The organism is Curtobacterium sp. MCSS17_016 (assembly GCF_003234255.2).
Taxonomy (GTDB): Bacteria; Actinomycetota; Actinomycetes; order Actinomycetales; family Microbacteriaceae; genus Curtobacterium; species Curtobacterium flaccumfaciens.
This window is the reverse complement of the sequence record NZ_CP126254.1, coordinates 2398159-2413528: the sequence shown is the minus strand read 5'-3', so window position 1 is coordinate 2413528 and position 15370 is coordinate 2398159. Positions and strand designations below refer to the sequence as shown.

The window sequence follows — 15370 nt, the reverse complement described above, 5'->3', positions numbered from 1 at the left end:
GACAGGGACGCTACTCCTCGGCGTGCCGACGCGTTCGCTCAGCCGACGAGGTTCTGCACGAACACGTGCGGCGTGAAGCCCGTCAGGTCGTTGATGCCCTCGCCCTGCCCGATGAGCTTGATCGGGATGCCGGTCTTCTCCTGCACGCTCAGCACGAACCCGGCCTTGGCCGAGCCGTCGAGCTTCGTGATGACGAGGCCGGTCACACCGGCGCCCTCGATGAAGGCCTGGGCCTGGGCGAGTCCGTTCTGGCCGGTCGTCGCGTCGAGGACGAGCAGGACCTCGCTGATCTCGGTCTGCTTCTCGACCACGCGCTTGATCTTCGTGAGCTCGTCCATCAGGCCGGCCTTGGTGTGCAGCCGCCCGGCGGTGTCGATGACGACGATCTCGGTCTGGTCGCGGATCGCCTTCTCGACGGTCTGGTACGCCACCGACGCCGGGTCCTGCCCGGGCTGCGACGGACGGACGACGTCGACGCCGGCGCGCTGGGCCCAGGTGGCGACCTGCTCGACCGCCGCGGCGCGGAACGTGTCCGCCGCCCCGACGAGCACCGTGCGGTCGTACGTCTTCAGGAACTTGGCGAACTTGCCGATCGTCGTGGTCTTGCCGACGCCGTTCACCCCGACGACGAGCACCACGGCGGGCCGCGCGCTGAGCTTCAGGGTGGTGTCGAGCTTGGAGAGCCGTTCCTCGAGGACTTCGCGGAGCATGCGCTGCAGGTCGGCGGGGTCGGTCGTGCCGTACCGGTCGACGCGGGCGTGCAGGTCCTCGATGATCTCCTCGGAGATGTCGGGCCCGAAGTCGGCGCCGATGAGGGCGGTCTCGAGGTCCTCCCACGTGGTCTCGTCGATCGTCTTGCGCTGGAAGAGGCCGCGCAGCCGTGAGGACAGTGACCAGGAACTCGCCATGCTCCCAGCTTAGAGCGCGGCACATGTCCGCTGTGCCCGGTATGCTCGGGAACACGAAGGGGAGTATTCCCTCTCGGTGACCCCGTCAGTACGGTCCGGAACGATCCGGCCCCGGGGCGCCGGTCGTGCGGCACCGGTTCCGGTGCCGGGCGACGGAAGAGACCTTCAGGCCTCGGCGTACCCGCACATCAGCGGCGCGCCCTACCTGAAGGAAACCGTGGACGTCCCACTCTTCGTCTGGCTCATCACGATCGCCGGCATCCTCGCGCTGCTGGTGTTCGACTTCTACTCGCACGTCCGCACGCCGCACGTGCCCCACATCCGCGAATCCGCGTTCTGGTCGGCCTTCTACATCGGGCTGGCGATCCTGTTCGGCATCGGCATCCTGGTGTTCGGCGGCGGGCAGGCCGGTGGTGAGTACTTCGCCGGCTGGCTGACCGAGAAGGCGTTGTCGGTCGACAACCTCTTCGTCTTCCTCATCATCATGTCGAGCTTCGCCGTGCCGAAGGAGTTCCAGCAGAAGGTCCTGCTGGTCGGCGTCGCGATCGCGCTCGTCGCCCGTGGCGTCTTCATCGCCCTCGGCGTCACGATCATCGAGAACTTCTCGTGGGTCTTCTACCTGTTCGGTGCGCTGCTGTTCTGGCTCGCCTGGTCGCAGGCCCGCAGCGGCAACGACCACGGCAGCGAGGGCGAATCCCGGCTCATCCGGATCCTCAAGCGCATCATCCCGACCTCGGACCACTACGACGGCGACCGTCTGACCACCCGTGTCGACGGCAAGCGGCTGTTCACCCCGATGCTGCTCGTCATGGTCGCCATCGGCCTGACCGACGTGCTGTTCGCGCTCGACTCGATCCCCGCGATCTTCGGGCTGACGCAGGACGCCTTCATCGTGTTCACGGCGAACGCGTTCTCGCTGCTCGGTCTCCGGCAGCTGTACTTCCTGATCGCCGGGCTGCTCGAGCGCCTCATCTACCTGGGTCAGGGCCTGGCCGTCATCCTCGCGTTCATCGGTGTGAAGCTCGTCTTCCACGCCATGCACGTCAACGAGCTGCCCTTCATCAACGGCGGTGAGCACATCGAGTGGGCGCCGGAGATCCCGATCTGGTTCTCGCTGGGCTTCATCGCGCTGACGATCGCGGTCGCCACGACCGCGTCGCTGGTGGTCTCGAAGCGCCGCCAGGAGCGCGGGCTCACCCCGACCGGCCAGCCGAAGGAGTCGGTCGAGGCCGACGCGAAGTAGTCGTCACCACCTGACGGACCGGAGGCGCGGTGCCAGCTGGCACCGCGCCTCCTGTCCGTCCGTGTGTCGGCCGGAGCGTCAGACGGCCTGGCGACCAGGGGTCGCGTCGAGCAGGTGGGCCAGGTGCTCGGGAACCGAGCCGCCGCGGGCCACCGTCGCCCGTGCCCACAGCCGACCCGCCCGGTACGACGACCGGACCAGCGGTCCGGCGAGCACTCCGGCGAAGCCCATCTGCTCGGCGACCTGGCGGAGCTCGACGAACTCCGCAGGGCTGACCCAGCGGGCGACCGGCAGGTGCCGGGGCGACGGGCGGAGGTACTGCGTCAGCGTGATGATGTCCGTGCCCGCGTCGTAGAGGCGCTGCAGGGCGTCCTCGATCTCGATGCGCTCTTCGCCCATGCCGAGGATCAGGTTCGACTTCGTGACGAGTCCGGCGTCGCGGCCCTGGGTGATGACGTCGAGGGAACGTTCGAACGTGAACGCCGGCCGGATCCGCTTGAAGATCCGCGGGACGGTCTCGACGTTGTGGGCGAAGACCTCGGGGCGGGCGTCGAACACCGGGCCGAGCTGGTCCGGTCGCCCGTTGAAGTCCGGCACCAGGATCTCGACGCCGGTGCCGGGGGAGTGTTCGTGGATCGCCCGGATGGTCTCGGCGTAGAGCCAGGAGCCGCCGTCGGGCAGGTCGTCGCGTGCGACGCCGGTCACGGTCGCGTACCGCAGGCCCATCTCCGCGACGGAGTCCGCGACCCGGCGGGGCTCGTCGCGGTCGAGCGGTTCCGGCTTGCCGGTGTCGATCTGGCAGAAGTCGCAGCGACGGGTGCACTGCGAGCCGCCGATCAGGAAGGTGGCCTCGCGGTCTTCCCAGCACTCGAAGATGTTCGGGCAGCCGGCCTCCTGGCAGACGGTGTGCAGCTGCTTGTCGCGCACCAGGCTCGACAGCTCGCGGAACTCCGGACCCTGGGTGGCACGGGTCTTGATCCACGCGGGCTTCGTCTCGATCGGGGTCTCGGCGTTCCGGGCCTCGACCCGGAGCATGCGGCGGCCTTCGGGGGCGAGGGTCATACGAGGGTCTCCTGTCGGGCGGGCGCGGTGCTCGTGCTCGTGCTGGTGCTGGGGGCCGTCGTGCTGATCCGGCGGCCGCTGTGCATGCCGTCGACGGCCTGTTGGACGCCGTGCGCTACCAGGGGTGCGAGGTCGTCGACGGTCACGTCGGCACGCCCCACGTGCGCCGCCGCGGCGCTCAGCGTCGTGACCCCGGCGTCCGCGATGCCGCACGGGACGATCGCGGCGTAGGCGTCGAGGGCGTTGTCGCAGTTGATCGCGATGCCGTGGCTCGCCACGCCCTCGGCGACGTGCAGGCCGATCGCGCCGACCTTGGCGGCGGGGGACCCGTCCGTGCCCGGCACCCAGGCGCCGCTGCGACCCGCGACCCGTTCGGCGTGCACTCCGACGGCAGCCGCGGCGTCGATGACGACCTGCTCCAGGTCGCGCACCCAGGCGACGACGTCGAGGGGTTCGGCGAGCCGGACGATCGGGTAGGCGACCAGTTGCCCCGGCCCGTGCCAGGTGATGCGTCCGCCACGGTCGGTGTCGACGACCGGGGCGCCGTTCGTCGGCAGGTCGGACGGTTCGGTGCGGCGTCCGGCGGTGTACACGGACGGGTGCTCGCAGAGGACGAGGGCCCCGGGGGAGCGGCCGGCGACGACGTCGGCGTGCAGGTCCCGCTGCAGGGCGAGGCCGTCCGCGTAGTCGAGCAAGCCGTGGTGGCGGACGATCTCGAGTTCCGGCATGCGGCGAGCGTACGACAGTTTCTGGACGGCGTCCAACAACCGGGGGCTTGACCTTAACAATGGTTGAGATGGTCCGATGAGGACATGGACATCCGACAGGTACAGCTCGCCACCCGATCGCTCGCCGACACCGCCCGGTTCTACGAACGACTGGGGTGCTCGGTCGAGATCGTCGACGCCACGGCGCGCATCATGGTGGGGTCGACGCTCCTCGTGTTCCGCGAACTGCCGGAGATGACCGGAGCCCTGCACCTGGCGATCACGATCCCCACGGGGGCCTTCGACGCGGCCAAGGCCTGGATCGCCGGGCTGACGACGGTGCTCGGTACGGATGACCAGGACGAGTTCGAGGGGCCGCCGAACTGGAACTCGCGGTCGGTCTACTTCGAGGGGCCCGACCAGCAGCTCCTCGAGCTCATCGAGCGGCGGGACCTGGAGTCGGGCGCCCGGCGCGTCGGCACCGGCGACGGTACCGGCACCGGCACCGGCAGCGACTCCGACGCCGGCGTCCCGCTCGTCTCGGTCAGCGAGGTCGGCGTCCCCGTGCCCGACGTCCTCGGCGCAGCCTCGGCCCTGCGACGCGCCGGTCTCGAGCCGTACGCCAACCCGCCGGGGGAGTCGTTCGCGGCGGTGGGCGACGTGGACGGTCTCGTGATCCTGGTGTCGCCCGACCGACGCTGGTTCCCGACCGGTGACCGGAGCCCGTCGAGCGCGCCGGTGGTCATCGACGTGGGGCTCGGGGCGCCGCTCGAGCTGACCGAGGGTGTCCTCCTGCGGTGAACGGGCCGGTGTCGTCGGCGGGAGCCTTGTAGAATCGACGGATCATGGCGCAATTCGGTTCACTCTCCGATCGGCTGACCGAGACCTTCCGCAATCTGCGGAGCAAGGGTCGGCTGACTCCGTCCGACGTCGACGGCACCGTCCGCGAGATCCGGCGGGCGCTCCTCGACGCCGACGTCGCGCTCGAGGTCGTCAAGGCGTTCACCGCATCGGTGCGCGAGCGTGCCCTCTCCGACGAGGTCAACCGCGCGCTCAACCCGGCGCAGCAGGTCGTCCAGATCGTCAACGAGGAACTCGTCGGCATCCTGGGCGGGCAGCAGCGACGGCTCGAGTTCGCGAAGAAGCCGCCGACGGTCATCATGCTCGCGGGTCTGCAGGGTGCCGGTAAGACCACCCTCGCGGGCAAGCTCGGCAAGTGGCTCAAGAAGGACGGCCACACCCCGATGCTCGTCGCGGCGGACCTCCAGCGTCCGAACGCCGTGCAGCAGCTGCAGGTCGTCGGCGAGCAGGCCGGCGTGCACGTGTTCGCGCCCGAGCCCGGCAACGGTGTCGGCGACCCGGTCAAGGTCGCCAAGAACGCCATCAAGGCCGCGATCGACCAGCAGTACGACACCGTCATCGTCGACACCGCCGGTCGACTCGGTGTCGATGCCGAGCTGATGAAGCAGGCCGCGAACATCCGCAAGGCCGTCGACCCGGACGAGGTCCTGTTCGTCATCGACGCGATGATCGGTCAGGACGCCGTCAACACGGCCCGTGCCTTCCAGGAAGGCGTCGACTTCACCGGTGTCGTGCTCTCCAAGCTCGACGGTGACGCCCGTGGTGGTGCTGCCCTGTCGGTGGCCAGCGTGACCGGCCGCCCGATCATGTTCGCGTCGACGGGTGAGTCGCTCGACGACTTCGAGCCGTTCCACCCGGACCGCATGGCGAGCCGCATCCTCGACCTCGGCGACATCCTGTCCCTCATCGAGCAGGCGCAGGGCGCCTTCGACGAGGAAGAGGCGCGCAAGGTCGCGGACAAGATCGCAACCGACAACTTCACGCTGAACGACTTCCTGCAGCAGATGCAGCAGCTCCGCAAGGCCGGCTCCATCAAGGGCATGCTCGGCATGCTCCCGGGAGCGAAGGGCATGCGCGAGGCGCTCGACAACTTCGACGAGCGCGAGATCGTCCGCACCGAGGCGATCATCCAGTCGATGACGCCCCAGGAGCGCGAGCTCCCGAAGCTCCTGAACGGTTCGCGTCGTCTGCGCATCGCGCGCGGTGCCGGATCGACGGTCACCGAGGTCAACGCACTGGTCAACCGCTTCGAGCAGGCCGCCAAGATGATGAAGACCGTCGCCCGCGGTGGCGTGCCGCAGATGCCGGGCATGGGTCCGATCCCGGGCATGCACGGCGGCAAGAAGCAGCAGCAGGGCGGCAAGAAGAAGTCGAAGGTGGGCAACCCCGCCAAGCGCGCAGCCCTCGCGGCCGGCGCGGCGGCTGCGCCGCAGCAGGCCCCGCAGGGGTCCGGCCTCGGCCTCGGCGGCGCCAAGGGCGGCAAGGCGCCGACCGAGGAAGAGCTCGCGTCGCTGCAGAAGTTCCTGGGTCGCTGACGCGGCTCGCGATCGCGACCACCTGACGGACGGGAGGCCCGGTGCCAGCTGGCACCGGGCCTCCCGTCCGTTCGTGGTCGCGCCGCGACGTTCCTTCCCATCGCACGCGCGATGGAAAGTGGAATCGGGCGTCCCTGGTCGGGAGGAACGACCAGGTACGCCCGATTCGACCAGGTACGCCCGATTCGGTTCGGTCGCGGCTAGAGCGCTTCGCGGAACTCCGTCACGAGGTGGCGGACGACCTCGCGCAGGTCGCCGCCGTTCTCCTGCGCGACCTGCAGCTGCCGCTGGTACGAGGCACCGCGCTCGATCATCGTGTCGAGGTGGTGCAGTTCGTCCTGGCAGCCGAGCCGTTCGGCGATCGGGTCGAGCCGCTGCACCAGGTCGTGCACCTCGTCGGTCACGAGCCGCTCGTCGCCGGCGACGTTCGTGATGATCTCGGCCTCCATGCCGTAGCGGGCGGCACGCCACTTGTTCTCGCGGATGAACCACGGCTGCATGGTGGGCAGGGTCTCACCGGCGTCGAGCCGGTCCGAGCAGGCGGTGACCAGGCACTGGACGAGCGCGGTGACGGCGCCGACCTCGTGCAGGGTCGAGATGCCGTCGGACACCCGGTTCTCGAGGGTGCCCCAGCCCGGCGAGGGGCGGATGTCCCAGCGCAGGTCCTTCACGCCGTCGATGACGCCGGTGTGCGTGAGGTCGCCGACGACCTCTTCGAAGTTCGCCCAGGCGCCGAGCTGCGGCGGGAGCCCGCCGGTCGGGAGCTGCTGGAACATGAGGGCGCGGTTCGAGGCGTACCCGGTGTCGGTGCCGCCCCAGAACGGGCTCGACGCGGTGAACGCCTGCAGGTGCGGGACGTAGGCGAGCATCGCGTTCATGATCGGGACGGCCTTGTCGCGGTCGTCGATGCCGACGTGCACGTGCACGCCCCAGATGAGCATCTGGCGTCCCCACCAGCGGGTGCGGTCGATCAGGGTCGTGTAGTGCTCGCTGTCCGGGGTGATCTCCTGCTGGTCCCACACCGCGAACGGGTGCGTGCCCGAGCACATCACCTGGGCGTCGAGCGGTTCGGCGGCGTCGATGACCTCGCCGATGATGCCGGACAGCTCGCTCGTCGCAGCCCCCACGCGGTCGTGGACGCTCGAGACGACCTCGACCGTGTTGGTCAGCAGCTCCTCGGTGACGCGGTCGTGGTCGCCGAGCCGCTCGTGCACGGCGGCGATGACGGCGGGGGCGCGGGGAGCGAGGTCGCCGGTCGACCGGTCGACCAGGGGGAGTTCCCACTCGACGCCGATGGTCGACGGGCGGGACTCGGTGAAGCGGATGTCCATGCGGTCCATCCTGCCCGGGTCCTTGTCGGACACGCACAACGAAGCGTTGTCCCGATCGTGCGGATCGTCCTGCAACTAGTTCCACTGTGGGCGTACCGTTGAAATGTTCCTACAGGGAAGAGGTACGCATGCAGTTGGTGGTGCGCGGGACGAACGCCCCGCTCGTCGGAGAACTCGACATCCCGGTCTCGAAGTACCACGCGCACCGCGCGCTGGTGCTCGCGTCGCTCGCGAAGGGGACGAGTGTCGTCTCCGGGGTGAGCGCGACGCGACAGGTGGAGTGGACCGTGGGCACGCTCCGCGCCCTCGGCGTCGACGTCAAGCGTCGCGGGAACGCGTACCACGTGACCGGGCTGGGCGGCCGGTACCAGGCGACCGACGTCGTGGACCACGGCTCGCGCGGTGCCGACGGACTGCTCAACATGGGGTCCTCGGGCACCACGCTCTACTTCATGACCGGGCTCGCCTCGCTGGCCGACCGCCCGATGACCCTGTCGGGCATGAAGTACTTCCAGCGCCGGCCGATCAAGGCGCTGCTCACCTCGCTGATGCAGATGGGGGTGGAGCTCGAGGCGACGAACGACTGCCCGCCCGTCATCGTGCAGCCGAAGCGTCCGCGCGGCGGTGACGTGACGATCGCCGGCACCCTGTCGCAGTGGGTGTCCGGGCTGCTGCTCGTGGCGCCGTTCGCCGAGCACGAGACCCGGATCCACATCACCGGCGGGCGGCTCAACGAGCAGCCCTACGTCGAGCTCACCGTGCGGATGATGCGGCAGTTCGGCCTGACGGTGGAGGTCTCCGACGACTGGCTCGAGTACCGGATCCCGGCGGGCCAGCAGGCCACCCCGCACGACTACGTCATCCCGCCCGACATCGGCTCCGCAGCGTTCGGCATCGCGGCGGCCGGCACCCGCGAGTCGAACGTGCTGCTGCGGGGCATGACGGCCACGACGACGGCCGAGACCGACCACCCGGAGAGCGAGTTCCTGGACCTCGCGACCGCGATGGGTGTCCCGATGCGGATCGACGAGGAGACCGGCTTCGTCCGGATCGAGCACGACGGGTCCCCGCTCCGGCCGCTCGACGTCGACTGCCGTCCGATCCCGGACCTGCTGCCCGTGCTGTCGACGATGGCCACCTTCGCCGAGGGCACCAGCCGACTGTGGAACGTGGCCCACATCCGACTGAAGGAGTCCGACCGGGTCGCCGCGATGCTCCAGCTGAACCGGATGGGCGGCCGCGCCGAGCAGGGCGCGGACGAGCTGCGGGTCACCGGCGTCGGCGCGGCCGGGTTGCACGGAGCGCCGATGTCCTCGTTCAACGACCACCGCGTCCTGATGTCGCTCGCGGTCGCGGCGTCGGGCGCCGACGGGGTGTCCGGCCTGACCTACCCGCGTGCCTACCGGATCTCCTACCCGACGTTCCTTGAGGCGATGAGCTCCGTCGGGCTCGACATGTCCGTCGGCGACCGGCTCGCGGCCCAGGCGGCGCGGGACGACCGGATCGACGCCGCCGAGGCCGACGGGGTCCGCACGCACCTGGGCACGCCCCTCGAGACGTCTGCGGCGCCCGAGCCAACAGAGCAGCCGCTTGCGCAGCCCACCGCGCAGCCCACCGCCCCGCAGCCCGCAGCACAGCCCGCCGTCGCCGTGCCCGAGCTCGCCGGCGTCGACGCCGACCCGCTCGTCCTGAGCGAGCGGGTCCGTGCGCTGTCCCAGACCGACCCCGACGGCCTGGCCGTGATCGAGGTCGGCGGTGCGACCCCCGCGAACACCACGTGGAAGGAGCTGCAGGACGAGGCCGACCGGGTCTCCGCCCTGCTGCTCGAACTCGGCGTGCGCACGGGTGAATCCGTCGCGATGCAGCTGCCGAACTGGCGCGAGTTCGTGTCGATCACCCTCGGTGCCATCCAGATCGGCGCCGTCGCGACCCCGATCATGCCGGTGTTCGGCCCCCGCGAGACCACGATGACGCTGGCGCGTTCGAAGGCCCGCGTGGTCTTCCTGCCGAACGTGTTCCGGAAGCGCCGTCCCGCGCTCGAACTCCTCGACGTCATCGACGAGGCCGCCGCGCAGGACCGCCGCCTGTCGCTCGAGCACGTCATCGTGCTCCGCGCCGAGGCCCGCGGGCAGGGGGACACCCCGACGAACCAGCCGCCGCTGCCCGCCGACGCCCTGGAACGGGTCGTGGCGAGCGACTGGCACTGGCGCTACTTCGAGAACGCCCTCGCCGCCGTGCACGTCGACGTCGACGAGATCGCGTCGCACGCTCCCGGCCCGGATGACGTGTGCCAGCTGCTCTTCACTTCCGGCACCACGGGGGAGCCGAAGGGCGTGCAGCACCCGCACCGCACGCTCGGGCTCGCGACCGCCATGCACGTGGCGCAGTCCGGGCTGACCAGCGCCGACCGCATCTACATCCCGTCGCCGCTCGCGCACCAGACCGGGTTCCTGTACGGCATGCTGCTGGCGTTCCGGCTCGGTGCGGCGCAGGTCATCCAGCCGGTGTGGGACGGCCGCGTCGCACTCGAGCAGGCGTTCGGCGTCGCACGGGCGTCCTTCGTGCAGTGCGCGACGCCGTTCCTGACCGACCTCGTCGACCTGGTCGAGGCCGGTGCTCCGCAGCCCGAGTCGCTCCGGATCTTCGTGCCGACGGGCGCCGCGGTGCCCCGTGCACTGGCTCAGCGGGCGAGCACGGTGCTCGGCAGTGCCATCCTGGGCGCCTTCGGGACGAGCGAGACGTGTCTCGGGGCCCTGTCCAGCCCGAGCGACGACCCCGCCGACGCGTACGGTCACGACGGCCGGGCGCTGCCGGGCATCGCGATCCGCATCGTCGACGACGCGGGGATCGAGCTGCCCGCCGGGACCGAGGGCAACTTCGAGCTGCACTCGCCGACGATGTTCGCGGGCTACCTCGACCGCCCGGACCTGACCGACGACGTGTTCACCGCGGACGGCTGGTACCGGACCGGCGACCTGGCGAAGGTCGACGAGAAGGGCTTCCTGTCGATCACCGGGCGCGTGAAGGACGTCATCAACCGCGGCGGCGAGAAGATCCCCGTCGTCGAGATCGAGAACCTGCTGTACCAGCACCCGCTGGTCACGGACGTCGCGATCGTCGCGATGCCGGACGAGCGGCTCGGTGAGCGTGCCTGCGCCTGGGTCGTGAACGCCCGCGCGGAGGAGCCGCTCGACTTCGCCGGGATGCAGCAGTACCTCGACACGGCCGGCGTGAGCAAGTACTACTGGCCGGAGCGACTCGAGTACACCACCGAGCTGCCGCGCAACGCGGTCGGCAAGGTCCAGAAGAACATCCTGCGCGAGCAGGCGGCCGCGCTCGTCGCGACGAAGGAGAACGAGACACGATGACGATCGTCGAGCAGACGAGCACGGGCTTCGACGAAGCCGCCTTCCAGCAGCTCAAGGCCGAGGTCACCGAGTGGGTCCGCGGCCCCGGTGAGGAGTGGGCGGACGAGATCGAGCGCACCGGCCGGGTCGCTCCCGAGCTGTTCCAGGAGCTCAAGGACAAGGGGTGGCTCAGCCTCGCTGCCCCGACCGAGCTCGGCGGACGGGCCATCCCGTTCTCGCGCTACCTCGAGATCATGGAGGTCGTCTCCCGCTCGCACGCCTCCATCCGCATGCTCGTGCACGTCATCAACGGCACCTGGCGCGCGATGGCCCCCTACGCGACGCCGGAGCAGATCGAGCAGGTCGTCAAGCCGAGCGTCGCCGGCGACAAGCTCGTCGCGTTCACCCTGACCGAGGCCACCGCGGGCACCGGAGCGGACATCCGCACGACCGTCCGGCGCGAGGGCGACACCTACGTGATGAACGGCGAGAAGCACCTCATCACCTTCGGCGTCAAGGCCGACTACTGGCTCATCGCCGCCCGCCTCGAGGGGACGAGCGGCCAGGACGGCACGGTCGCGTTCCTCATGCCGAACAACGGGCTGCCGGGTGCCGAGGTGATCGACGACTCCGACACCATGGGCATCCGCGGCACCGACCACGCGATCCTGCGCTTCACCGACGTGCCCGTGCCGGCGAGTGCACTGCTCGGTGCCGAGGGCCAGGGTCTCGAGGTCGCGCTCGGCGGCTTCCTGCTGCCGAGCCGGGTGTCCGTCGCGATGAGCGCCGTCGGGCTCGCGGAGCGGGCGAACGAGCTCGCCGTCGAGTACGCGAACAAGCGTGAGACGTTCGGCAAGCAGCTCTCCAGCCGCCAGGCGATCCAGTTCTACCTGGCCGAGAACTACGCCGACATCGCCGCAGCACGCGCCCTGGTGCTCGAGGCCGCTCGCGCCTACGAGGAAGACCGTCCCGACGCCGGCACCCTGTCCAGTGCCTCGAAGATGGTCGCCGTCGACATGCTCGCGCGCGTCACCGACAAGGCCCTGCAGGTGCACGGCGGGCAGGGCTACTGGAAGCGCAACGCCATCGAGCGCGTCTACCGCGACGCACGCGCGCAGCGCTTCGAAGAGGGCACCAACGAGATCCAGAAGCTGGTCGTCGGCCGCGCCGTCGTGACCGGCAAGGCCGGGTTCTAGACCGCAACCAACCACCGGACTGGAGGCCCGTGGCGGGCCCGCCCCGCGCCTCCCGTCCGTCCCCACGCACGCAAAGGACCGCAGTGACCGACAGCACCAACGCACCCATCGCGCTCAGCCCGCCCATCGCACTGATCACCGGCGCTTCGCGCGGCATCGGCCGCCTGATCGCGCAGAAGCTCGGCCAGCGCGGCGTCACCGTCGTGGTGACGTACAAGGGCAACGCCGACCTGGCCGAGGAGTCCCTGGCCGACGTCAGGGCGGCAGGCGGCGACGGCATCACGGCGCAGGTCGACATCGAGCAGCCGGAGTCGATCGACGCCCTGTTCGACCTGGTGCGCGACACCTACGGACGCCTCGACATGTTCGTCGCGAACGCCGCCGCCAGCGCGTTCAAGCCTGTCGCCGACCTCAAGCTGCACCACCTCGACCGCAGCTACGCCACGAACGCCCGCTCGTTCGTGCTCGGCGCCCAGCGCGCCGCGGAGCTCATGGACCGGGGTGGCCGCATCGTCGTCGTGACCTCGTACGGATCACTCCGGGCATTCCCGACCTACGCCGCACTCGGTGCCGCGAAGGCGATGAGCGAGGCGTACATGAAGTACATGGCGGTGGAGTTCGGTCCGCGTCAGATCACGGTCAACGCGGTGAACGGCGGCCTCATCGACACCGACTCGCTCGAGTACTTCTACACGAAGGTCCCCGGGCAGGCGCCGATGGACACCGTCCTCGAGAAGCTCCCGCTGCAGCGCCCTGGGACGGCCGATGACATGGCCGACGCCGTCGACTTCCTGCTGTCGGACAAGGCCGGGTACATCACCGGGCAGGTGCTCTCGGTCGACGGCGGGCTGACGGTCATCGCACCGCCGTACTGGTCGGACACGACGTCGCCCCTCCGCGACGCGGTGCTGCCGGCCGACGCTCCGGCCGCGGACACCGCAGAATAGGCGCATGAGCAGCGTCGCTTCCGCCCCCGTCGTGCCGGAGTCCCTCCGGACCGTCGCGTCACCCTGGACCCTCGGCCCCCTGCACCTGGCGAACCGGGTGGTGATGGGGTCGATGCACACCGGGCTCGAGGTACACGACGACGGTGGAGCCGGCATGGCCGCCTTCTACCGTGAACGGGCGGCCGGCGGAGCGGCGTGCATCATCACCGGCGGCATCGCGGTGAACGACGAGGCCCGCGGAGGTCCGGACTTCGCGGTGTTCGGCGTCGGGGGAGCCGACGAGCGGTTCCGGGTGGCGGTCGACGCCGTGCACGACGAGGGCGGGACCATCCTGGCGCAGCTGTTCCACGCCGGGCGGTACGCGCTCGCGTCGGGCATGGTCGACCGGCACGGCGACCCGCAGCGCGTCGTGGCGCCCTCGGCCCTGCCGTGGGCGGCCGCCCGCGGTGTGGTGCCGACCGAGCTGACGTCGGCCGAGGTCGAGCGGACCATCGAGGACTTCGCCGCCGCGGCCCGCACCGCCCGCACGATCGGGTTCGACGGCGTCGAGATCATGGCGTCCGAGGGGTACCTGATCAACCAGTTCCAGTCACCGCTGACGAACCTGCGCGACGACGAGTGGGGCGGTGACGCGGAACGGCGTCGGCGCTTCGCGATCGAGGTCGTCCGGGCCGTGCGCGCCGCGGTGCCCGAGCTCGCCGTGACGATCCGGCTGTCCGGCGCGGACCTGATGCCCGGCTCGTCGACCGAGGACGAGGTCGACGCGCTCGTGCACGACCTGCTGCCGCTCGGGCTCGACGGCATCTCGGTCGGCATCGGCTGGCACGAGTCCCGGACCCCGACCGTGCAGGCCTCGGTGCCGCACGGGGCCTGGCTGGCGTACGCGACACGGATCGCCGCGGTGGTGCGCGCGTCCCCGTACCCGGACGTCCGCGTGATCGCCTCGAACCGGATGACGGACCTGCGCGACTGCGAGGCTGTGCTCAGTGACGGCCTGATCGACGCCGTCGCGCTCGCCCGGCCGTTCCTCGCCGACCCCGCCATCGTGTCGCGCTCGCTCGCGGGCGGGTTCGCCCTGGTGAACACCTGCATCGGCTGCAACCAGGCGTGCCTCGACCGCTCGATCATCGGCGCACCGGTGTCCTGCCTCGTGAACCCCCGTGCCGCCCGCGAGGTGGCCTTCCCCGCCCGCCCGACCACCGACCCGAAGCGCGTCGACGTCGTCGGTGGCGGACCGGCCGGGCTCGCCGCCGCGGTGGACGCCGCACGCCGGGGCCACGACGTCACCGTCTGGGAGGCCTCCGACCGCCTCGGCGGCCAGTTCGGCCTCGCCGCGCTCGTCCCGGGGAAGGAGGACTACGCCGCCACGGTGCGGTCCGCCCGCGCCGAGCTCGCGGAGCGGGGTGCCACGATCCACCTCGGACGCCCGGCGACGGCTCGGGACCTCGTCGACAGCGACGCCGTCGTGCTCGCGGCCGGGGTCGTCCCGCGGAGCATCGACGTCCCCGGCAGCGACCTGCCGCACGTGCTGTCCTACGAGCAGGCCCTGCGGAACGGCGTACCCGAGGGCACCGTCGCGATCATCGGCGGCGGCGGCATCGGCGTGGACACCGCGGCGTTCCTGACCGAGTCGCCCGACGAGGTCGTCCGGGCCGCCGAGTTCGCGGCCCGGTGGGACCTCGACGTGTCCGAGGAGCTCGTCGGCGACGTGCCGCAGCGCCTCCCCGCGGCACGGCGCACCACCCGACCGGGGTCCCAGGTGACGGTGCTCCGGCGTTCGGGCAAGTTCGGCCAGGGGATCGGCATCACCTCGCGCTGGGTCGCGATCGGTCGGCTGCGGGACGCCGGGGTGCGGATGGTCGGCGGCGTGCAGGAGTACCTGCGCATCGAACCCGGGGTGCTCTGGATCCGCGACGAGCACGGGGACGAGGTCGGCGTCCCGGCGGACACCGTCGTGGTCTGCGCCGGGCAGGAGCGCGCGACCGATGCCGAGGGCGACGCGCCTGACGGACTCGTGACGGGCCTCCAGGCCGCCGGCGTGCCGTACGCCGTCGTCGGCGGTGCGCGTGACGCACGGAGCGTGGACGCGGTCCGGGCGACGTCCGAGGCCCTCGAAGCGGTGCGGCGGCTCGCGCCGTAGCGAGTCGGCTCGCATCACGGCCGGGAATCTGCAAGAATGAACGGTCGAATCGCCGCAGCTCGACCCTCTATCCAGCTGTGAGCGATCTCTCTC

General features: G+C 70.7%; 11 protein-coding genes. 7 read left to right on the top strand and 4 right to left on the bottom strand.

Translation table 11 applies throughout. The features are described from left to right. Window positions 1-38: 38 nt before the first annotated feature. Window positions 39-908: a signal recognition particle-docking protein FtsY gene (gene ftsY / locus DEJ19_RS11385; RefSeq protein WP_027465892.1), complete on the bottom strand. Its 870-nt coding sequence runs from the start codon at window positions 906-908 to the stop codon at window positions 39-41. A 217-nt stretch (window positions 909-1125) separates the two neighbouring features. Between ftsY and DEJ19_RS11380 the strand changes: the two genes are divergently transcribed. Beyond that, a complete protein-coding gene (locus DEJ19_RS11380; protein WP_110859106.1) occupies window positions 1126-2151 on the top strand; it encodes a TerC family protein in 1026 nt (341 codons plus the stop codon). 78 nt (window positions 2152-2229) lie between these two features. Here the strand turns inward: DEJ19_RS11380 and lipA are convergent, their stop codons facing one another. Both lipA and lipB read right to left on the bottom strand, forming a co-directional pair. Beyond that, a complete protein-coding gene (gene lipA, locus DEJ19_RS11375) occupies window positions 2230-3213 on the bottom strand; it encodes a lipoyl synthase (protein WP_111233060.1) in 984 nt (327 codons plus the stop codon). Continuing rightward, the gene (lipB, locus tag DEJ19_RS11370) at window positions 3210-3941 is read right to left on the bottom strand and encodes a lipoyl(octanoyl) transferase LipB (protein ID WP_111233089.1); all 732 of its coding nucleotides are present in this window, start codon (window positions 3939-3941) and stop codon (window positions 3210-3212) included. Before lipB ends, lipA begins: the two co-directional genes overlap by 4 nt. Before the next feature lie 84 nt (window positions 3942-4025). Here lipB and DEJ19_RS11365 point away from each other — a divergent pair, with 84 nt between their 5' ends. Beyond that, window positions 4026-4721: a VOC family protein gene (locus DEJ19_RS11365; RefSeq protein WP_111233059.1), complete on the top strand. Its 696-nt coding sequence runs from the start codon at window positions 4026-4028 to the stop codon at window positions 4719-4721. 44 nt (window positions 4722-4765) lie between these two features. Then, window positions 4766-6316: a signal recognition particle protein gene (gene ffh, locus DEJ19_RS11360; protein WP_027465889.1), complete on the top strand. Its 1551-nt coding sequence runs from the start codon at window positions 4766-4768 to the stop codon at window positions 6314-6316. Window positions 6317-6516: 200 nt separating this feature from the next. Here the strand turns inward: ffh and DEJ19_RS11355 are convergent, their stop codons facing one another. Continuing rightward, window positions 6517-7656 (bottom strand): glutamate--cysteine ligase, encoded by a 1140-nt coding sequence (locus tag DEJ19_RS11355; protein ID WP_181441514.1) that lies wholly within the window; start codon window positions 7654-7656, stop codon window positions 6517-6519. A gap of 119 nt (window positions 7657-7775) precedes the next feature. Between DEJ19_RS11355 and aroA the strand changes: the two genes are divergently transcribed. The 4 genes from aroA (at window position 7776) to DEJ19_RS11335 (ending at window position 15277) form a co-directional block, all read left to right on the top strand. Continuing rightward, on the top strand, window positions 7776-11015 hold the full coding sequence (gene aroA, locus DEJ19_RS11350; protein ID WP_111233058.1) for a 3-phosphoshikimate 1-carboxyvinyltransferase: 3240 nt from the start codon (window positions 7776-7778) through the stop codon (window positions 11013-11015). Beyond that, window positions 11012-12190 carry an acyl-CoA dehydrogenase family protein gene (locus DEJ19_RS11345; protein WP_111233057.1) on the top strand — a complete coding sequence of 393 codons (1179 nt, stop codon included), beginning with the start codon at window positions 11012-11014 and terminating at the stop codon, window positions 12188-12190. Before aroA ends, DEJ19_RS11345 begins: the two co-directional genes overlap by 4 nt. 83 nt (window positions 12191-12273) lie before the next feature. Beyond that, window positions 12274-13137 carry an SDR family oxidoreductase gene (locus DEJ19_RS11340; protein WP_111233056.1) on the top strand — a complete coding sequence of 288 codons (864 nt, stop codon included), beginning with the start codon at window positions 12274-12276 and terminating at the stop codon, window positions 13135-13137. A 4-nt stretch (window positions 13138-13141) separates the two neighbouring features. Then, entirely contained in the window at window positions 13142-15277 is a 2136-nt protein-coding gene (locus tag DEJ19_RS11335) for an oxidoreductase (protein WP_111233055.1), read from the top strand. The last annotated feature ends 93 nt before the right edge of the window (window positions 15278-15370 follow it).